General features: G+C 48.8%; 17 protein-coding genes. 8 read left to right on the top strand and 9 right to left on the bottom strand.

What is annotated here, in order from left to right; translation table 11 throughout:
- Positions 1–3: 3 nt before the first annotated feature.
- Both HUK38_RS07000 and nifA read right to left on the bottom strand, forming a co-directional pair.
- Entirely contained in the window at positions 4–4,032 is a 4,029-nt protein-coding gene (locus HUK38_RS07000; protein ID WP_182583611.1) for an ATP-binding protein, read from the bottom strand.
- A gap of 324 nt (positions 4,033–4,356) precedes the next feature.
- Positions 4,357–5,937: a nif-specific transcriptional activator NifA gene (gene nifA / locus HUK38_RS06995; RefSeq protein WP_182583610.1), complete on the bottom strand. Its 1,581-nt coding sequence runs from the start codon at positions 5,935–5,937 to the stop codon at positions 4,357–4,359.
- Positions 5,938–6,520: 583 nt separating this feature from the next.
- Between nifA and HUK38_RS06990 the strand changes: the two genes are divergently transcribed.
- Positions 6,521–7,117, top strand: a complete 597-nt coding sequence (locus HUK38_RS06990; protein ID WP_182583609.1) for a hypothetical protein — start codon at positions 6,521–6,523, stop codon at positions 7,115–7,117.
- A gap of 92 nt (positions 7,118–7,209) precedes the next feature.
- Complete coding sequence (locus HUK38_RS06985) at positions 7,210–7,668, top strand: molybdenum cofactor biosynthesis protein MoaE (RefSeq protein ID WP_182583608.1); 459 nt, start codon at positions 7,210–7,212, stop codon at positions 7,666–7,668.
- Between the two features lie 124 nt (positions 7,669–7,792).
- Here the strand turns inward: HUK38_RS06985 and HUK38_RS06980 are convergent, their stop codons facing one another.
- On the bottom strand, positions 7,793–8,293 hold the full coding sequence (locus HUK38_RS06980; RefSeq protein WP_182583607.1) for a C40 family peptidase: 501 nt from the start codon (positions 8,291–8,293) through the stop codon (positions 7,793–7,795).
- A 222-nt stretch (positions 8,294–8,515) separates the two neighbouring features.
- Complete coding sequence (locus HUK38_RS06975; RefSeq protein ID WP_182583606.1) at positions 8,516–10,858, bottom strand: DNA internalization-related competence protein ComEC/Rec2; 2,343 nt, start codon at positions 10,856–10,858, stop codon at positions 8,516–8,518.
- A gap of 85 nt (positions 10,859–10,943) precedes the next feature.
- Here HUK38_RS06975 and HUK38_RS06970 point away from each other — a divergent pair, with 85 nt between their 5' ends.
- The 6 genes from HUK38_RS06970 to HUK38_RS06945 all read left to right on the top strand — a co-directional run bounded on the left by HUK38_RS06970 (position 10,944) and on the right by HUK38_RS06945 (position 18,564).
- Positions 10,944–11,516: a DUF2062 domain-containing protein gene (locus HUK38_RS06970; RefSeq protein ID WP_182583605.1), complete on the top strand. Its 573-nt coding sequence runs from the start codon at positions 10,944–10,946 to the stop codon at positions 11,514–11,516.
- 183 nt (positions 11,517–11,699) lie between these two features.
- Positions 11,700–15,506 carry a YhdP family phospholipid transporter gene (locus tag HUK38_RS06965; RefSeq protein ID WP_182583604.1) on the top strand — a complete coding sequence of 1,269 codons (3,807 nt, stop codon included), beginning with the start codon at positions 11,700–11,702 and terminating at the stop codon, positions 15,504–15,506.
- Between the two features lie 96 nt (positions 15,507–15,602).
- On the top strand, positions 15,603–16,055 hold the full coding sequence (locus HUK38_RS06960; RefSeq protein ID WP_182583603.1) for an OsmC family protein: 453 nt from the start codon (positions 15,603–15,605) through the stop codon (positions 16,053–16,055).
- Positions 16,056–16,112: 57 nt separating this feature from the next.
- Complete coding sequence (gene speD / locus HUK38_RS06955; RefSeq protein WP_182583602.1) at positions 16,113–16,952, top strand: adenosylmethionine decarboxylase; 840 nt, start codon at positions 16,113–16,115, stop codon at positions 16,950–16,952.
- 107 nt (positions 16,953–17,059) lie between these two features.
- Positions 17,060–17,803, top strand: a complete 744-nt coding sequence (gene aat, locus HUK38_RS06950; RefSeq protein WP_182583664.1) for a leucyl/phenylalanyl-tRNA--protein transferase — start codon at positions 17,060–17,062, stop codon at positions 17,801–17,803.
- On the top strand, positions 17,800–18,564 hold the full coding sequence (locus tag HUK38_RS06945; RefSeq protein WP_182583601.1) for an arginyltransferase: 765 nt from the start codon (positions 17,800–17,802) through the stop codon (positions 18,562–18,564). The genes aat and HUK38_RS06945 overlap by 4 nt, the downstream gene beginning before the upstream one ends.
- Positions 18,565–18,691: 127 nt before the next feature.
- Here HUK38_RS06945 and HUK38_RS06940 read toward each other — a convergent pair whose 3' ends face one another.
- From HUK38_RS06940 to HUK38_RS06920, 5 genes are all read right to left on the bottom strand, one after another.
- Positions 18,692–19,174: a DUF29 domain-containing protein gene (locus HUK38_RS06940; RefSeq protein WP_182583600.1), complete on the bottom strand. Its 483-nt coding sequence runs from the start codon at positions 19,172–19,174 to the stop codon at positions 18,692–18,694.
- Positions 19,171–19,653 carry a DUF29 domain-containing protein gene (locus HUK38_RS06935; RefSeq protein WP_182583599.1) on the bottom strand — a complete coding sequence of 161 codons (483 nt, stop codon included), beginning with the start codon at positions 19,651–19,653 and terminating at the stop codon, positions 19,171–19,173. Before HUK38_RS06935 ends, HUK38_RS06940 begins: the two co-directional genes overlap by 4 nt.
- Positions 19,654–19,747: 94 nt before the next feature.
- Complete coding sequence (locus HUK38_RS06930; protein ID WP_338065375.1) at positions 19,748–20,323, bottom strand: Uma2 family endonuclease; 576 nt, start codon at positions 20,321–20,323, stop codon at positions 19,748–19,750.
- A 23-nt stretch (positions 20,324–20,346) separates the two neighbouring features.
- Entirely contained in the window at positions 20,347–20,820 is a 474-nt protein-coding gene (locus tag HUK38_RS06925; RefSeq protein ID WP_182583598.1) for a DUF29 domain-containing protein, read from the bottom strand.
- The gene (locus HUK38_RS06920; RefSeq protein WP_182583597.1) at positions 20,817–21,299 is read right to left on the bottom strand and encodes a DUF29 domain-containing protein; all 483 of its coding nucleotides are present in this window, start codon (positions 21,297–21,299) and stop codon (positions 20,817–20,819) included. The genes HUK38_RS06925 and HUK38_RS06920 overlap by 4 nt, the downstream gene beginning before the upstream one ends.
- Between the last annotated feature and the right edge of the window lie 111 nt (positions 21,300–21,410).

Genomic DNA, 21,410 nt, shown 5'->3' with positions numbered 1-21,410 from the left:
AAATCAGAGCGGTGGTGTCATTTGCTCCAATCCAATATGACGCATCACTTGTTCTAAACGTGTAATTGCTTGTAGAAAATCCAACTGATCCAAACAATGCCCAATTTTGATTAACTCTTCCTCCAACCCATAACTGGCAAGTTGCGGCAATATGGTTTGAAAACTTCGACGGGCGTTCAGGCTATTATGTGTTAATTGTGCCTGCAATGTTTGTAGCGCTGATAATAGATCAACCGGCGGTGTTGTTAAATCGTTATTATTCATAAATGCTAGTTGATGAGCTGATACAATTAAATCATGTGACTTGGGCGCTAACGTTGCGGCCACTGTAATCGCCTGCTCTAATACGGGTTGCAAAATAGTTAAAAGCCGATCACATTCAATTTGCAACTGTGCTGTCTTCGGTTGAGATAAGACTTGCTCTAGTTGAGCTGCAAGACTACTCACCATTTCTAATCCCAAAGTTGCGGCACTGCCCTTTAAAGAATGAGCTAATTGCAAAGCATCTTCATAGCGCATTGCAATGAGGCTTTCCTTTAATTGCGCCGGGGTTGCGGCAAATTGTATAGCAAAATGCGCGATTAAACGCCGCAATAATGCTGGTTTACCATTGCAATGTGCTAATCCTATTTTTAAATCAAAAGGTGGCAGCACCACGGGCAATTTTTCATCATTAATTGTTCCATCACAGTTGATTGGAATATCTAAATCATCAGGATTGCTTGACAACCAGTGTTGTAACACCTGTATTAACTGTTGTGGGTTGATCGGTTTGGTTAAATGATCGTCCATGCCGGCGGCATAACTGCGATCACGATCTTTTTGCATAGCGTGCGCAGTCATCGCAATAATAGGTATGCGTATTGGAACGGCATTGGTAACTCCATAGCGAGCGCGGCGGCGTTCACAGCGGCGAATACGTCGCGTCACTTCTAAACCATCTAATTCAGGCATCTGAATATCCATCAAAATTAAATCAAACGGTTTGGTTAAAGCAAGCCGTAAACCTTCACGTCCCTGTATTGCATTGGTTACACTAATGCCAAGATCATTTAATAACTCACACATTAATTCACGATTGAGTGCGTTATCCTCAATTAACAATACTTGTCGGCCAACTAAAGGTAAAATCGTGCATGGCTGCTGTTGCGTTGTTTGACTAATTGATTGAGAGATTGCGTGAACACTTTGAATGAAGTGACCTAATTGAATTGGGGGATTTGTGGTGATTGATTGAGTGTTTATTTCTTTATCAATGACGCGGTTTAGTGTCACGGTGAAATAAAATGTACTTCCTTGCCCCAAATGACTTTCTACCCAAATATCGCCTCCCATCATTTCAACTAACTGCTTGCTAATTACCAATCCTAAACCAGTGCCACCAAAGCGACGGGTAGTTGAATTATCTCCTTGTGAAAAGGCTTGAAACAAACGAGCCATTTGGTGTGAATCTATGCCAATACCACTATCAGTCACCGCAAAACACAAACTGATCTGTTGTGTATTCTGTTGTTCAATGGTGACGTTGATTGTAATGCTTCCAGTATGCGTGAATTTCACCGCATTACTTACTAAATTGATTAAAATTTGTCCAAGACGTAAGCTATCACCACACAATAATTGCGGCACGTCTGGTGCCACTTGGCAAGTCAATGTTAATCCTTTTTCTTCCGCTTTCAATCCAATAATAGCGATTAAATCTGCCAATAATTGATTTAATGTAAAAGGAACATTTTCTAATTCAAGTTTTCGGGCTTCTATTTTAGAAAAATCGAGAACATCATTAATAATATTTAATAATGCTGTTGCCGCAACATTGATATTGTTGAGATAACCTTGTTGACGTTGGCTAAGTTCTGTATTTTGAAGTAAATACGTCATGCCAACAATTGCATTCATAGGCGTGCGAATTTCATGGCTCATATTTGCAAGGAAATCGCTTTTAGCGACATTCGCTTCTTCAGCCGCATGTGCCAATGCTTCAGCGCGTTCACTAGAACGGATTAAGGCAGTATTTGCTTCACGTAATTCAGCAACCGATTGTTTTAACGCATCCTGTGCCCAGCGCCGCAAATGAATAGTGTGCTCTAATTCTTGTCGCGCTTTCTGTTCCTGTAAATATTGGTAATAACGCCCTAAAGTAGCGGCAAAATTGTCGGCGGCTAATCGCAATAACGCCTGTTCAGTTGAAGAGAATTGCCGTTCTTGTTCCGTATCATCAAACCCAACAAATCCAATTAAATCGCCATCTAAAAACATGGGTTGCATTAAACAAGATTTAATACCCTGTTCAAGCAGTATTGCTTTACTTGCTGCCATTGTGGTGGGTAATTCGTTCAAATAACTTATGACTAATGACTGCCCAGTTTTAAAGCGTTCAATCAAGCCTGGAAAGGTTGTAAAAGGAATATTTTGTAATTGCTCGATTTGGGAATTCACACCTGAACGGCACCATTCATGTGTATTTGACCAAGTTTCTGTTATAAAATTATTATTAAATAGATAAGCACGATCTGCATTTAAATATCGGCCAAGAATTTCCAAACAATCAGTAAGTCCTTTATTAAGTGTTTCAATACGCAATTGTGCATTTGCGGTCGCTAACCGTGAAGCAATTACATTAAATTGATTCAATTCTTTTAATGTCGCTTCGGCACGTTTGCGTTCTGTAATATCAACAATAATACCATCGAGCCAAAGTAAATATCCATTATCTGTATGAATACTACGTCCAATTTCTTGAACCCAAATATGATGTCCGTCACGATGACAAAGCCGATAAGTCAACTCAAAAGGCTCTTGTTTTAATACAGCATCCTGTACTTGCCTATTAACATTAATACGGTCATCTGGACAAATAATATCAGCATAGGCACGAATAGTATTATTAATAAACCCTGAAGCTGGATAGCCCGAAAGGGTTTCAATACCATCACTGATATAATTCATGGTCCAAAACACATCATTAAGACACCGATACACCGCACCGGGAATGTTTTGTGTGAGAGTGCGAAACTTTTCTTCACTATCAACCAACGCTGCTTTTGTACGACGTTCATCCGTTAAACTAATTGCCAATGCTTTAATTGTTTTTAATAACCAATAAATTAACCAAGCAATTCCAACGAATAGTATGAAAATTCCACATGCTACTGATATCCATAAAAATTGCTGCTGACCTTTATAGACAGCAATATCTTCCAAAATTGGTTCAATGCTTTCTGTAATGATTAATACCAATGGCCAATTCGCCAAACGACGCCATGACATCATTTGTGTTTCAGTTTCAAATGGTGGCAGTGTCACCTGTGTCGCTTGTTGTGGTATTTCACTCTGAAATGCAGCGATGTTTGGTAATAATTGCCCAACCGTATCAGCACGATTGGGTAAATACACGACAATACGTCCATCCAATGACGTAATCAGAATAGATGTTGCCGCAATATGTCGCGTATTGTGTAATGCAACTGCTAACCAATCAGATTCAATAATAGCGACTACAGCGCCCGCGAAGTCATTATTGGCATCAAAATACGGCCGACTCAGCGCAATAAAATGACGTTGCGGTGAAACCCGCGATAATAGGAGCGGTGATAGATAAGGTTGATCCAATTGCCGATGACGATGCACCGTAAAATAATCACGGTCTGTCACATCCGGCGGTGTTCCAGCTAATGTCCACGCAATAATTTTTCCATTTCGATCTAATAATAAAAAATCTAATATTGTTTTGCTATCAGTTTCACGGAGAAGGCGTGTTAAAGCATATTTCGGCCCTTGTTCAAGCGGAACCATATTGCGCATATCAATTAAAATACGATCAAGCTCATCAAGCCGCGCTAATAACAATGCCTCTTCTGATGTTGCTAATGCTTGAGTGCGCACTTGGACGGCATTAAATTGACGTTCCGTGTAAGTTTTTATGGCAAAAAGGTACTGGTGTATAACTAAACTGATTAATAATACGCTGACCAATAGGATGCAAATTCCTATTAAACTAAGCGTCACAGTACCATTGCGAATGATATTCATAAGGGCAAAATAACAATCATATAGTTGCTGGTGAGTGACGACTGATGTGCCCTGTGATGATTGGGTCTTTTCTAAAAGATTCGGTTTAAGTCGTGATAATTTTTAAGTTGAGCTTGCGTAAGATACGGTGTGGAACGAATCGTATTGGAAATTTGCCAAGAATGCTATGGTTAGCAAACTCACTACATCCTAACATTTGTTAAATGTATAGATTGTTGTCAAGAGTTAGTTAGTTGAGTAATTAAATCATTAATCGTGTTGAAATAATTGTTTTTACACTGAAAATTCGTTGTTTCAGCTAAGTTTGTTTTTTCATTCTAGTAATTAAAATTGCTTCACTTTGATGTTCAGTGTTTGAATACGATATGCAATTTGACGCGGTGTCATACCCAATAGACGCGCTGCTTTAGCTTGTACCCACCCGGCCTGTTCAAGTGCGGAAATTACGCGCTCGCGCTCATCCAATTCAACATCTTGCAAGTCAAGATTAGAAATTGAGCGCACTGCGTCGTGATTAAAATGGTTTTCTATATCTAAATGCAGCCCAGCTAATTGAATAACTGCCTGATCAATGATGCCATTTTCACTCATCACGGCGGCACGTTCCATGCAATTTTCTAATTCACGCACGTTGCCTGGCCAATCATGTTGCATTAAAATTCTTAATGCTGAATCGGTCATTTCTAGTTCGCGTCCCTGCAACCGCGCAATTTTAGCAACTAAAAATCGGGCTAATTCAGGAATATCTTCAATTCGCTCGCGGAGTGGCGGTACTGTAATTGGCATAACATTCAAACGGTAATATAAATCTTCACGAAATTCGCCCATCTTTACCGCTTGTTCTAAATGCCGATTCGTGGCAGCAATGACGCGTACATCGACTTTGAGAGTACGATTGCCGCCAACACGCTCGAATTCACCTTCTTGTAATACGCGCAAAAGTTTTGCTTGAAATGCCGGAGAAATTTCACCAATTTCATCCAGAAATAATGTCCCACCATCCGCTTGTTCAAAGCGCCCTTTGCGTTGTGTAATCGCGCCAGTAAATGCACCTTTTTCATGTCCAAACAATTCAGATTCTAATAAATTATCTGGCAAAGCAGCGCAATTGAGTTTAATAAAAACCCCCCGCCCGCGTGGTGAATTGTAGTGAATAGCATTTGCGATTAACTCTTTACCAGTACCGGATTCACCGCGTAATAATACAGTCGTACTCCATTTTGCAACTTGACGGACTTGTTCAAATACAAAACGCATTCGTTGTGTATGCCCAATGATATTAAAAAAACCATGTTCACCTTTTAAGTGGCGCCGCAATTTATCGCGCTCCTCACGCAACGCGGTTTGTTCAGCTTCAACGGTGCGCGATAATCGCACTGCTTGACCAATTAAATTCGCCACCATTTCCAGAAACCGGGCATGTTCTGTTAATAAACCATCAACCACTGGTGGCTGGGCGGCAAATACACCAACCGCGCCTTCATTGCCAATACGAATTGGCACACCAATAAAGGGTAAATGACGATCATAAATATTAAGGCGGTCAAGAAAGCGGGGTTCATCATTAATACGCGGTAGAATCCAGGGGGCATTCATTTCAAAAATACGGCCAACCACGCCTTCGCCAGATTGATAACGCACTTTTTCAAACGGTGTGGCGTGTTCATTATATTGGGCGCTGACAATCAATTCGCCAGTGTCTTCATCGATTAAACTCACCATGCCCAAATGTAAGCGGCCGCGATCATGCAGGGTTTTTAATACTTCATATAAGGTGGTACGCAAGTCGAGTGAGCGACTGAGTACACAACTCACATCAAATAAAGTTTCTAATTGTGCTTCTAACAAAGATAATCGGGGTTCACTCGATGCAGTGTTTGGTAAGATATGAGACAGTTCAGACATCACGTTGTCACTATTGTTAAATTGTTAACCAGAGATCACAGCCGGTAGGTGTAGTTTAACGCACTATACAGTAGTCAATATAGTCATGTTTAATTGACAATTAAAATCCGAGCGGATTAATGATGAGTTCTCATGTATTCTATAAATAACAATTTCCGAGCATTTTAATCATTGCCGCTCATTCAGAGCTTGTCGAAGGATAAATAAATAACGTCTTTCAACAGACAAAGGGCGAATGGGAATGAATCGTATAAACCGAAAATCCACTTAAAATATGTATTTTTAACAGATGCGACAATATTTAAATGAGAATGTGCTGTTTATCAAGCGTTCATTATTGTGATGATGGGCTGTAACAAAAACAATTTGGGCGCAGTTTTTTTGCTACAATTTAAATAAAAAATCGGGTTGGTATTGTTGTATGCGTATGCGATTTTTAACTGGATGTCACCGGATAATCTCAATCGTTTTATCATCACTCACCCTGTAGTATACTCCCAATAATCACTAGGTATAAATAGCCAGTTCGTTGGATCACCTACTGTTTAATTATAACAACCATACAATACCAGCATTTCGCACCATGATGCCAATTTCCCCACCTAGCGGCCGTTTATTATTAGCGCCACAACCAGTTGATGCTGCACCAAATTGTCAAAAATTACAGTTTGAATTACAAGCACTTGGGTTATTAGGAACGCAATTAACCCGATCAGCGTGTGATGATACCCAGCCAATTGCATTCACCTGTGGTGAACAGTTTTTTCATTTCATTGCATTCACTGGCTGCGCGGTACAATTGCCCAACACATCAACCACTGCTGCCACAGTGCCGCCCTGTCATTTGCAATTAGCAGGGCCAACAACACACCCCCGCTTTTTTTCAGGGTTTAATACACGCCCGCCGCGCTGTCCGGTATGCGGTAAAGCAGCTATTGATTGGCAACAACAAATAATTAACTGGTTAGAAAATGATAATAAACCGCTATTGCGGTGTGCGGCGTGTGATTATTACCAACCCGGCTGGCAATGGCAATGGGGGCATCATGCAGGATTTGGGCGAGTTATTTTAAGTGTCGAGGCAATTTTTCCTGGTGAAGTCATGCCATTGCCGGCATTATTCATGCAATTAAAAACACTCACTGGTTATCAGTGGCATTGGTTTAGTGTTTCTAACTAATTGCATTCAATCGGAGTAATTAACATTATTGCAAACGTGATTTTTATATCACCAATAACCGTGCATTTGCTTCAGGTTACGACAAATAAACCATGACTGACATTAGTATTCAAATCCGGACTGATCTATTTGATCCTGAAGTCGAACAAGCTGCAATACGACATCACTGTCAGCAGAGCGGGGCGCTGGTGAGTTTTGTTGGCATCATGCGGGATTTTAATGATGATCAGCGCATTGCAACCATGCAGATTGAGCATTACCCCGAAATGACCGAGCGGGCAATACGGACATTAGCACAGACAGCCGCGCTGCGCTGGCCATTAGAAGCAGTGCGCATCATTCACCGCGTTGGGCAATTAAATCCGCAAACACCAATTGTCTTAATTGCGGTGGCGAGTGCGCATCGCAAAGAAGCATTTCGAGCGTGTGAGTTTTTAATTGATGAATTGAAAAAAGCAGTGCCGCTGTGGAAAAAAGAGCGCACGACAACCGGCGTAGAATACTGGGTTGCAGTGCGCACATCTAAAGACCAAGCCACAGCCAAAAATTGAATAGTGATATGAGACGTTTGCAGACTTGAATGATTCGCGTATTAAACAGGTTTAATTGGCAAAACCACTGGTGTTATAATTGCAAACTGCCTAAATTGAATAAAATCTAATAAGAATCTGTGAATTATGGTTTAACATAAGTTCCAGCGCCAATATAACGCGCTTTCCAATACGGCGTATCAAAGTGCGTAATTAACACCCGATGTCCCGACGTGGACGCATGAACAAAACGCGCCGCATCAACCATCACTCCAACGTGGTACTGGCCGGGACCGGTGCGAAAAAAAACTAAATCGCCGGCTTCAAGCCGTTGTTTTTTCACTGGTGCCGCCGCTGCCCGCTGGGCCATGGACGCACGCGGAATCGCCAAACCCGCCGCCCGGTGCGCGTACTGAGTCAAGGCACTGCAATCGAGCGCTGCGCCGGGCTTGGTTGCGCCATAAACGTACGGTGTACCAACCTGCGACAGCGCCGCCATCACCACGTCAGCCCGCTGGCTGTCCTCGGCATCCGGCTCGAACTTGCCGCCGCTCAACTCGTTACTGCCGCGACTCGCGCACCCCTGCGCCAATCCCATTGTGACCAAAATAGCAACAAGGATGCTGTTTTTATACCATACTCGCATGATTTCCCCTCGGTCAAAGTTAAAGTAATACACGCAGTATCGCTCACAACTCCCTGTATTTAGTTAGTTTTAGACGTAACTGGCGATACTGTCAAGGGTGAATTTTACCTTTTATTGAGGAGATTGCGCTATCAGTCTGTACTGATAAGGAATTTTTTTGCTGCCCAACTAAAATCAATTACCGGTTTTGCCTGCCAATTGGCACTTTTCTGATACAGAATATCACTGCATCACATGCCGCCACACCCGCGCCGCCTGCGGGCGCGCCAATTGCGGGGCAGTAAAACCGGTTGGCGTGATTAAAAAATCAATTGCACCCGCCGTGGCCGTATTCAAACTGTTAATGCCCAATTCATTCACCCGCTCGCGCACCTTTTGTGTTGGAAAGCGATAGCGATTTAAATAACCGGCTGAATACAACACCCATTGCGGCGCCACCTGCTGTAAAAATTGCAATGATGTTGAACCGGCACTGCCATGATGCGCGGCAATTAAAAGATCGCTGTTTAATTGCGCACCAAATACCCTGACCAATTCTTTTTCAATTTTACTGCTAATGTCGCCAGTGAATAAAACACTGAATTGACCGGTGCGGATTTTTAAGACGCATGAGCAATCATTGCCGTTATTGCGCGGTTGATCGGGGTGTAATATCTCGAAATCAACGCCGTCCCAGTGCCAATGTTGACCACGTTGACAAAACGCGGCGGTGACGCCGGTTAATTGCTGCGGTTCACCACTCAAAACATGGTGAATTGGTATTTGTCCGGCTAATAAACCCGACAAGCCGCCGGCGTGGTCATTATCGGCATGACTAATGATTAACTGGTCAATGTGTTGAATACCAACGGCGCGTAAATACGGCATCACCACGCGCTCGCCGCTATTAAATCCACTGGAATAACTCGGGCCAAGATCATACACCAGCGTATGATTGGCGGTGCGAATAACGGCGCTTAAACCCTGTCCAATGTCGAGTAAAGTGAATTGAATCTGCCCGGGGGCGGGTGGTGACGGGGTAATGAACAAAAATGGCAATAACCAAATGCTGCCGAGCCACCGAGCGGGGATGCCGCGGGGTGCCAGTAGTATTAAAATGCCAATGCCCAGTGCGCACAAAACCCAGACGGGGCGGGCGCTCATCGGAATAATTGCCCATGAAAGTTGCGCAAGTTGTGCTAATAAGTGTTCGGTGTGCGTGAGTAAATCGGCCATTAACTGCAATGGCAGTGACCAATCAAATAGGACGCTCGCGGCGGTGGCGGTTAATAAAATGGGTAAAAAAATGCTAAACAGCGGAATGATAATCAGGTTGATAAAAAAGCCGATCACGGATTGATAACCGAATAATGCGCCGCTGATAGGTAATAATCCGAGCGTGACAACCCATTGTGTCCAACTCCATAGCGCGATGAGTTGAATTGGTTGATGCAAGACACTGCGCCAGCTTGAGATGGGTTGACTGAGGCGGGCGCTTAATCCGTAGATTAATAATGCCACCGCGCCGAATGATAACCAAAAACCAAATGATAAAATGGTGATGGGATCAAGTAATAAGACGCCGATCATCGCTAATAATAATCCGCTGCTGGGGCGGAGGGCGCGGCCGCTGATGGTGGCAATTAAAATGACGGCTAACATGATAGCGGCGCGTTGCGTGGCAATGGCGAAACCGGCTAATGCACTGTAGCCAATTCCGCTGATTAACGCGACAATAGCGGCGGCGCGGGGGGCGGGTAGCCATAATACGAGCGTGGCGCTGCGTGACCATAACCAGCGGGTGATTAAGAATAATAAACCGGCAATTAACCCGATATTGGCGCCAGAGATGGCGATTAAATGACTGGTGCCGGTGCGGGCGAATATTTGCCATTGCGCACTGGTCATGCCGGTGCAATCCCCTAACACTAATGCGCGAATTAAACCGCTGGCGGGCGTGGCGCCGAGGGCGTGAATGATTTGTTCACTCAAACCCTGTCGCCAGCGATTGAGGCGGTCATGTCCGCTGGCGGCGGCGAGCAATTGCGGCGGTGGTTTAGGGCGGACGCTGCCGGTGGCGCCGAGATGTTCGGTGGCGAACCAGCGTTCGGCGTCAAAACTGCCGGGGTTGATGAGACCGTGCGGCGGTTTGAGGCGGGCGGTCAATTGCCAACGCGAGCCGGCGCGCAGGTGCGGCACGGGTTGGGCGGGCGTGGCGTACCAACTGAGGCTGACCTGACGCGGCAGAGTGATGGGTTGCAGCTGGTGGCGGGCGGATTCGATGGCGAAGGTGACGCGGGTTGAGCGCTCGCCGACGTCGGGCAGGTTGGTGATGCGCCCGATCAATTGCACGTCCTGTCCAATCCACTGCGGGTCAAGGCGGTTGGCTAACTCGCGGCCGGCGGTGAAATGGGTGTAATTGAAGCCGACCAGCGCGATGGCGAGCGGTAACATCCAGCGCCAGCGCCACGCAATGCCGACCGTGACCAGTAGCGCGGTGACGACCAGCCAGGTGGCGGGCAGGTGCGGTTGAATAAAATAGCCGCCGATGCCGCTAATAAACGCGAGACTATTGCGCAATTGCATCAATAGTCACGCTGCATGTCGTCACTTGGCACGGCTATACTAGCGCCGCCATTTAATCGCCCTCTCACCCCATGCAGGAATTCGCTTGAAACACTGGTTAAAACATCGCCTGCCCACTCGCCATACTTTGCTCGGTCATGCCAGTTTTCAAGGCATTAGTCACCTATTCAAAGACCCGAATCTGTGGCATTTCAACCGCCGCTCGGTCGCGGGTGCAACGGCGCTGGGATTATTTGTCATGTATTTGCCGATGATGGGGCAAATGTTCATTGCCGCCGCAGCCGCGATTAAATTGCGCGTTAATTTGCCGATTGCGGTTGTTTTAGCATGGGTGACAAATCCGATTACCGCGCCGCCGATGTTTTATGCCGCGTATTTGCTCGGCTGTTGGCTACTGGGGCAGCCGGCGCAAAGTTTAGGCGATATGGCGAGCTTTTGGCTTGACTGGCATCATTGGCTCAATTGGCAAAATTGGGCCGGCGTCCTCGCGCCATTTTTACTCGGCTGTTTAATCTGTGCCACTGCCGGTGCGGCGCTGGGGTATTTCATCGTCATTACACTGTGGCGCTGGCATTTAATTCAACATCTGCGGCAGCGGCGAGCGCGTTATTTAACATCCACCGCTGTAAATAAATCGGCCTCTGAGCGGCGGGGTTAAATGGATTAAATAGCGTGAATGAACAATTTATTCATGGAAACTGTGCTGGATCAGTTGACTTCTTTAATCAAAACGATGAGAGATGCCCTATTAAACTTGGCGTTTTATCCTGATTGACGCCACCACCCAAGCGGTCAAGCGCTCACATCACTGGATTGATCTGCTTGCCGGATTCCCCCCCTCATGCTGCGACTGACACGCAAGATCGCGCCGCTGTTGTCGGCACTGTTACTGTTGCTGCTGACCAACGCGGCACTGATTGTGGTGACAACGCAACTGATCCTGCCGCACACCACCTTTTGGCAAGCGCCGCTGCTGGACGCATTGAGTCGGCAACTCGGGTTGGAACTCCGCACCACGCAACTCACGCTCGACTGGCACGGCGCGACGCCACACCTCACCGCCCGCCAAATCAGAGTATCACCACCTGACCAACCCCACGCCGCGCCGCTGACTGCCGAGCGGTTGACAGTGCAACTCGATCTGCTGGCAACGCTGCGCGCTCACCGCCCGCGCCTGTTGCAGATCAGCATCAGTGGACTTGATTTGACGGTGCAACGCCTGCCGAGTGGTGAATTAGTCATTCCCGCGCTGCGCTCGTTGCCAAAAAGTGACGATCCCGCCGCCTTGACATTTTTACTACAGCACGGGCGGGTGGCGATCTTGAACAGTCGGCTGACTTGGCATGATCAGCAACACGCCCAGCCGCCGCTGGCGCTGCAAGTGACTGAATTAACCAACATTAATCACGGTGATCAGCACCAGTGGCGCGTGACGCTCGACGTGTTAAATACCAACTTGACCGTTTTGGCGCAGTTGACTGGTGATGCTGCGCAGCCACTGGCGTGGTCAGGGCGGCTCTACAGCGACTGGCAAATGAGCGATTTGGCTACAGTGTGGCGCAATCCATACGTCGCGGCGCTGCGGCAGCAGTGGCAAATTCCCGACCCGTTGGCACATTTACAACTGACCACACGGGCAGCGCAGTGGCGCAGCTGGAGTGAATTGCGCGGCGGGCAACTGACCAGCGCGGTGCATCAGGTGACGGTGACTGATGTGCAATTACAACGTGTTGCGTCAACTCTTCACCCCCCTTTGCAAAAGGGGAGCGGGGGGGATTTTCTTTACAAAGTTGGGGATATTTTAGCACTCGGCAGCTTGACGGCGCAGGCACGGTGGCAGCGTGACACGGGCGACTGGCACACGCACCTGCGCCACCTTGGCGGCGGTATTTTTACCACAGGTTGGACGCTGCGCGGCGCGTGGCAGCCGCAGCGCCAGCAGTTGACTGCCGCGCTAGATGCGTTACCAATCAACGAGTTACGCCAACTAGTGCAGAGCGCCGCGCTGCCGCTACCTGGTCAATTGCAGCCGTTACTCGCGCAACCGCTCGGCGGGCAATTGCAACAGGTGCAGATCGTTGCAAATCTACCATCTGTGGTAAAAGCGCCATCAAACGCCGCGGCCACTTGGCAACTGCGCGGTCAAATCCACGACTTGACTGCTGCGGCGACCGCCAAGTTGCCCGGCGTCAAACATCTCAACGTGCAATTTGCGTTGACGGCGAGCGGCGGTGTTGCGCATTTGCACAGCACCGACGGCGAGTTGGATTTACGCCCATATTTGCTGACGGCGCTGCCGCTGCGCCACCTTGACGGCGAACTTGGCTGGGCGTTTGACGCGGCGGGCGACCTGACCATCAGCGCGCCCGCGTTGGTGGCGATCACGTCCGATGCGTACACCGAAACGCGGTTACAACTCCAATTTCGTGCCGGCGATCCCAGCCCGGCGGCGGACATTCACCTGCACCTGCGCGATGCCAACGCGGCCGCGGTCGGGCGGTATTTGCCGGTCAAATTAGTCAAACCGCACCTGCGGCGCTGGTTAAATCAGGCGATTGTCGCGGGCGAGTTGACCAGCGGTGACATTTTGTTACGCGGGCGGCTGGCCGATTACCCGTTCAAAACTCAGCAAGGCATTTTTTTAGCTGTGTTACAATTACGCAACGGTGTCTTAGATTATCAACCCGACAACTGGCCGCCGCTGACTGAGCTGGCCGCCGAGTTGCGGTTCACCGCCAATAGCATGGAAATTACCGCGCAAAATGGGCAGTTTCTCAACACGCGCCTGGTCAGCGGCAGCGCGACCTTGCCTGATTTGGCACATGCCACCGTGTTAAATTTACAACTGCACGGCGCGGGGCCGGCCAGCGACGGATTGCGAGTGTTGGCAGAAACGCCACTGGTTGACCGTTTTGGTCACTTGAGCCGAGCGTTCGAGGTCACGGGTGACTTGGGCATCGAGTTGCAGCTCGACGTGCCGCTCAATTCTGACGCGGCGTGGAATTATCGCGGGCAACTGGCATTTGACGGCGCCACCAGTGTTGCGCTGCGGCCACTGGGTGATTTGCGCGACACATTACATTTTGACCAGGTGCGCGGGCAATTGACATTTACGCCACAGGGTCTCACCGCGCCGTCATTGAACGCGCAGTGTGATGGGCGACCACTGCGGGTGCAGATCGCCACGACGCAAGCCAATCGTGCGGCGGGTGCGCAAACGCTTGTGACCATGACGGCCACTGTTGCGGTGCCGCAACTGGCGCGGTTGTTTCCCAATGCGCTCTGGTCAGTTGCCAGCGGCGAGAGTGCGTGGCAGTTGACGCTGGCGCTGCGCAACGCCGATGTCGGGGCGGCGGCGCCGCCGTTGACGGTGCAACTCAGTTCCGATTTGCGCGGGACGGCGCTGCAATTGCCCGGATCATTGGGCAAATCGGCGGCGGCGGCGCGGGTGTTGGTTATCACGACTCGTTTAATTGCCGATCAGCCGCCGCTGTTGAATATTCGGCTGGGAACGCAAGTTCAGTTAGAAATCAAGCAGTTAGCCAAAGATTGGCTCATCAGCGCGCAAGTACCCGAGGGACGCGGGCAGGTGCGCATTCCCGCCGCGTCCAGCCGTCAGCCGCCGCTCGTGGCGGAATTGCAACAATTGGATTTAAAACCACTGTTGCAGCAAGCGGCCGCGGCGGCGGGTGACGCGGCAGCAGTCAAGTCGCCAGCGGCGCCGCGTTCGGCCAACCCGCGCTCGTGGCCGGCGGTGACATTGTCAATTGGTCAATTGCAGTGGGGCGAATTGGCGCTCGGGTCGGCGGCGCTGCAATTGGTGCCCGACCCGCTGGGCATTCGTTTGCAGGCGCTGCGGGTTGATGGGCGGTGGCTGACATTGAGCGGGACGGGCAGTTGGACGGACGAGTCAACGCGGTTGAATGTGCATCTGTCCTGCGCGGACAGCGGGGCGGTGTTGAAACAATTGGCGATTTATCAAGGACTTGAGCGTGGGGTGTTGGAGGCGACGGCGCGGCTGGAGTGGGCGGCGGCGCCCGCCGAGGTCACGCTGGCGCAGGTGGGCGGGCAAATTTGGTTTGAATTGGGCGGCGGGCAGTTACTCAACGTCGAGCCGGGCGTCGGGCGGATGCTGGGAATTTTGAACGTGAACGCGATTTTACGGCGCGTGACGCTGGATTTTAGCGACGTGATTGCGGACGGGTTGAGTTTTGATCGCGTCAGCGGGCAGGTGCAACTGGAACGCGGGCGGGCGCGGTTAAATCCAATTCAGCTGCTGTCACCGACGGCGGATGTGCGCATCACTGGCACGACGAATTTGGTGCGCGCATCAGTTGACCATCTGGTTGAAATTACACCAAAAATTGGCTCAGGCGTGGCATTGGCGAGTGCGGTGGCGGGCGGGCCGCTGGTCGGGGCGGCGGTGTATTTGGTGGACAAGGCGGCGGGCGGGGCGGTGGATCGCCTGAGCAGTTATCAATATCGCGTCACGGGTGATTGGAAACAACCGACGTTGCAGCGCACCTCCGCGCCGACCTGGTCGGTTGGTCAGCAATTGACCGAGCGGGTGAAAATGTCGAGCGCCGCGCTGGTGCCGAAAAAATCACCCGCCCCGCCGGCAGATAATTGGTTTTTGGAACAGTTTTGATTTTAGTGATAAAATTGACCCGAGTTGTCACAGTATGCGTGTTCATTTTCAATTCTTAATTAACACGCCGCCATTGTTTAGGAAACGACAATTATCATGCAAGCGCGCATTAAATGGGTAGAAAATTGTGTGATGTTGGGTCACACCGACAGCGGTCATACAATTGTCATGGACGGGCCACCGGCGTTTGGGGGAAATAACTTCGGCGCTCGGCCAATGGAATTGTTATTATTAGGGATGGGGGGTTGCACACAATTTGATGTGCTATTGATCTTGCGCCGCGCTCGACAAGCGGTGACGGATTGCGTGGTGGAAATCACGGCGGAACGGGCGAGTACCGATCCAAAAGTCTTTACGCAAATCCATGTGCATTTTATTATCACCGGGCAGGAGTTAAATCCGCGTCACGTCGAGCGGGCAATTAAACTCAGCGCGGAAAAATACTGCTCGGCGGCAATTATGTTGGGCGCCACGGCCACCATCACCCATGATTACGAAATTCGCCGCCCTGATCCGGCGGTGTTAATAGCACTCAGTGACACTGAGTAATTTGTTTGAACCTTTGCGCGTAACGGAGCAATTCTCGCGCCCTTAATTGGGGGTACCATGACACAGCCATTAAAACGCTTGAAGTTACAAGGCTTCAATAATCTGACCAAGTCGTTGAGTTTCAATATCTACGATGTGTGCTATACCGATTCTTGTGAACAACGAGAAGCCTATATTGCTTATATTGATGAGGCTTATAATGCAGAACGTTTAACGACGATTTTAACCAAAGTGGCGAATATCATCGGTGCCAATGTATTAAATGTTGCGCGACAGGATTATGACCCGCAGGGCGCATCCGTCACCATGTTAATTGCCGAAGAACATCCCGGTGAAGAGGCGATGAGTAATTCCGCCACGCCCGGGCCTTTACCAGATGCGGTGGTGGCGCATTTAGATAAAAGCCATATTGCGGTGCATACTTATCCCGAAAGTCATCCGCGCAATGGTATTAGCACTTTTCGGGCGGATATTGATGTTTCGACCTGCGGGTTAATTTCACCACTCAAGGCGTTGAATTATTTAATTCGCGCATTGGAATCGGACATCGTCATTATGGATTACCGGGTGCGCGGCTTTACGCGCAATTTAACCGGCCGTAAACATTTTATTGACCATAACATCAGTTCCATTCAGAACTATTTGACGCCCGAGACCAAATACGCATACCAAATGATTGATGTCAACGTCTATCAAGAAAATCTATTCCACACCAAAATGGTGGTGAATGATTTCCGCTTGGACGATTATTTGTTTTGTGTGAATACGGCCGAATTGTCGGATAAAGAATACGAGCGTATTCAACGTCTGGTGCGGCGGGAGATGATGGAGATTTTTTACGGGCGCAATCTCAATCGTGAAATTGAACGCTGGACGGCGCCCGGCCGCCCGAGTTGAGGCGTTTTCAATAATGCAACTGCGCCGCCGTGAGGTGTACAAATGCAATTAAATGACCAATTAACGGTATTATTAATTGCGTCCAACTCGAATACGGCGGCATTGTGATTCGCTACGCCGCTTCATTGCCGTATCTATTATCCGCCAATGATCCCAGCGGCGCATTTCCCGATGTCAGCAAAGCATTACGCGATCCCGACGGGTTATTAGCCATCGGCGGCGATCTGAGCGTGACGCGGTTGGTCAATGCGTACCGACACGGCATTTTTCCCTGGTACAGTCAGGGCGAGCCGATTCTGTGGTGGGCGCCCGACCCGCGCACCGTGTTACTGCCGAGCGCGTTGCATATTTCACACAGTCTGGCCAAACTGTTGCGTAAACGCCGCTTTGGCGTCACCTTCGACCGCGATTTTCCCGCCGTGATTCACCAGTGCGCCGCCCAGCGCCAGCACGACGGCACCTGGCTGTTACCCGAGATGATCCGCGCCTACTGCACCCTGCACGAGCGCGGTTTTGCGCATTCGGTGGAAGTTTGGCACACGCAAAAACTGGTCGGTGGTCTGTACGGTGTGGCAATCGGCCGCGCATTTTTTGGCGAATCCATGTTCAGCGCGGCGGACAATGCGTCCAAAATCGCACTGGTGCAATTATGCCACCAATTGGCACGCGGGCAATTTGCGCTCATTGACTGCCAAGTGTTGACCGGCCACCTGATGCGCATGGGCGCGCACCTCATGTCCCGCGCCGAATTCGTCACCCGTTTAACCGCAGTGCGCGACCTGCCCTGCGCCGTCAACGTGTGGGATCCCGCCCCGCTCCACTTTCCACTTGCTCAAACTGACACCCTATGACTTCCGAGCCGCCAATCAATCACGCCCTGCAACTGTATCTCACTGACGATCACCCCTGCTCGTATCTTGACCAGCAACGAGCGCGGACGTTGTTTGTTGATCCACTTGCCGAAATCAACACTGAGCGGGCGCAGTGGTTGCAGGAAATTGGTTTTCGCCGCAGCGGCAGTCATTTTTACCGCCCCTCGTGTCGTCCGCACCAGTGTCAACAATGCCGTGCCGTGCGCTTGCCGGTGGCGCAATTTCAACCGAATCGCTCCCAGCGGCGGGCGGCTAAACGCAATCAAGATTTACGCTGCATTCAACGCTCGCCGCAGTTTGATGCCGAACATTACGCGCTCTATTCGCGTTATGTATTAACGCGGCATTCGGATGGCGACATGGCGGACGATGTCTCAACTGACGCTTACGAACGCTTTTTGTTGACGGCGTGGGGCGGCGACACCTGGTTATTGGAATTGCGCGAGGGCGAGCGGCTGGTCGCGGTGGCGGTGACTGACGTGTTGAGTGATGGCTTGTCGGCGGTGTACACCTTTTTTGATCCCGCGGAGTCCAGCCGCGCTCTCGGGACAGCGGCGATCTTGGCGCAAATCACCGAAGCGCAGCAGTTGGGGGTGACGCATTTGTATTTGGGATATTGGATCGCCAACAGCCGCAAAATGGCTTATAAACAACAGTATCGGCCGCTGGAAATCTGGGACGGGGCGCAGTGGCGGCGGTTTGAAGGCGGGCAGGCAATAGACTTGGATAAATATGAATGACGCAGTGGGCAATTGAAATGAAATGGCGGGTTGCTCGCGCAGTCCAATTTAGGTGAATAATTTAATCATTCAGCCGTCTGCGTCGCCCACGCGCTGTCATTGCTGTTATTAACTGTGTTTAATTCAGTTATGGCGTTGCGCATCCCGCTTCCGGATAATAATTGTCATCCAATAGTTGCGCCAACTGATAGGGGCAGTTGACAGGAAAAGTCGTCATAGGTAAGTGCGTTTCTTTATGCGCCAAATCTGCCGCATCTGAATACACATCGGCAATCACTTCATGGATAATTGCTTTTAAGCCGGGCGCTTGCCGCAATAAAACCGCAATGCGTTTGCGCTGTTCAATAATTGTCCGCTGCCAACTATCACCTTTAAACTCACGCCACCGTTCAGATAAGATGTGGTATTGATATTGCCATTTTAATAGGTGCGCCAACAGAATTAATAAACGATTGGCTAATTCGCGGCGGTCACTTTTACTCATATCGCTGAGTTCAATTAACAAATGCTCGATGTCTAATTCAGCAAAGCGCCCGGCGCGCAATAATTCAGCCGTCTGCGTCGCCCACGCGCTGTAATTACTATCATAAAGCGTGTTTAATTCTGTCATGGTGTTGTGTACCCCGCTTCTGGATAATAATTATCATCCAACAATTGCGCCAACTGATAGGGGCAGTTGACAGGAAAGGTCGTCATAGGCAAGTGCGTTTCTTTATGCGCCAAATCTACCGCATCGGAATACACCTCGGCAATTACTTCGTTCACAATTGCTTTTAAGCCGGGCGATTTAAGCAATCGCCGTTTTAAGCGTTTCCGTTGTTCAATAATCGTCCGTTGCCAACTATCACCTTTAAATTCGCGCCAGCGTTCAGATAAGGTTTGATATTGGTATTCCCATTTTAGTAAGTGAGAAATCAAAATCAATAGGCGACTTTCCAGCTCGTCCCGTTCACTTTTACTCATATCGCTGAGTTCAATTAACAAATGCTCGATGTCTAATTCAGCAAAGCGCCCGGCGCGTAATAATTCAGCCGTCTGCGTTGCCCACGCGCTGTAATTGCTATCATAAAGCGTGTTTAATTCTGTCATGGTGTTGTGTGTTTTGATTTGGGAATAATCGTTATTCAATTCGCGTAGATTGAGTTAATGTAATCAACCCAACATCCAAAAGCAATCATTTAACCTACAGCATCTCAGGCCACTGAATGTTTAATCCATCAATCACTGTCACCGCCGTCGGCTGAATTAATTCGCATACGGTTGGTTTGCCAAAGCGCCGATCTTCACCTAAAAGATAAATCATTAAAATCCGATCAATTGGATGCAATAACCAGTATTCACGCACACCGTGCCGTTCATATAACGCCAGTTTATGGATTTGATCGTGTGCCGCGCTACTGGGCGAGAGGATTTCAATCACCCAATCCGGCGCGCCGCGACAGCCTTTATCATCCAATTTATTCCGATCACAAATGATCGCTAAATCGGGTTGCGCCACCGTGTCAATGCGATCATCTGACTCATCATATTTCGGTAAACGAACATCAAAGGGGGCGACATAAACACGACACGGATGATTCTGTAGTGCATTAGCAATCTGGCGCGTCAATTCCACGACGAACGCTTGATGAAGACGGCTGGGCGCGGTCATAGCGAAGGCTTGTCCATCAATTAACTCCCAACGTTCATCGGCCGGCCATTGGCAATAATCACCATAGTTAAACCGTTCTGAGGTATTAGCAAGTTGTGGCATATTCATTATTTAACCTCATATTGTGTCAGCTAAACTGCTGATTCCGGATAATAATTATCATCCAATAGTTGCGTCAACTGATAAAGGCAATGAATTGGAAAGGTCGTCATAGGCAAGTGCGTTTCTTTATGCGCCAAATCTACCGCATCTGAATAGACCTCGGCAATCACGTCATTAATAATTGCTTTTAAGCCGGGCGCTTGCCGCAGTAAAATAGCAATGCGTTTGCGTTGTTCAGTGATAGTCCGCTGCCAACTGCGTCCGTCAAATTCACGCCACCGTTCGGATAAGATGTGATATTGATATTGCCATTTTAGTAGGTGCGCCAATAGAATTAACAAGCGGTTAGACAATTCGCGGCGGTCACTTTTACTCATGTCGCTAAGTTCAATTAACAAATGCGCGATGTCTAATTCAGCAAAGCGCCCGGTGCGTAATAATTCAGCCGTCTGCGTTGCCCAGGCGCTGTAATTGGTGTCATATAGGGTGCTTAATTCAGTCATGGCTTGTCATGTCCTGCGTCAGGATAATAATTATCATCCAACAATTGCGCCAATTGATAGGGGCAGTGAATTGGAAAGGTCGTGATGGGCAAGTGCGTTTCTTTATGCGCTAAATCTACCGCATCGGAATACACATCGGCAATTACTTCGTTCACAATTGCTTTTAAGCCAGGCGATTTAAGCAATCGCCGTTTTAAGCGTTTCCGTTGTTCAATAATTGTGCGTTGCCAACTGCGGCCATCAAATTCCCGCCACCGTTCAGATAAGGTGTGATATTGGTATTCCCATTTTAATAAATGGGAAATTAAAATCAATAGGCGACTTTCCAGTTCATCCCGCTCACTTTTACTCATGTCGCTAAGTTCAATTAACAAATGCTCGATGTCTAATTCAGCAAAGCGCCCGGTGCGTAATAATTCAGCCGTTTGCGTTGCCCAGGCGCTGTAATTGGTGTCATATAGGGTGCTTAATTCAGTCATGGTATGAAGAGTTCGATTTTAAAGGAATTGTTGGGTTGCGTAATTGCAACCCAACCTACGGCGCTAATAACAGCCATTACCGACCCAGAGCGAGTGTATGGCATTGTTAGG

The organism is Thiospirillum jenense (assembly GCF_014145225.1).
GTDB classification, from domain to species: Bacteria; Pseudomonadota; Gammaproteobacteria; order Chromatiales; family Chromatiaceae; genus Thiospirillum; species Thiospirillum jenense.
Note: the sequence above shows the minus strand (reverse complement) of the source record. Positions and strands in the feature narration are given on the sequence as shown.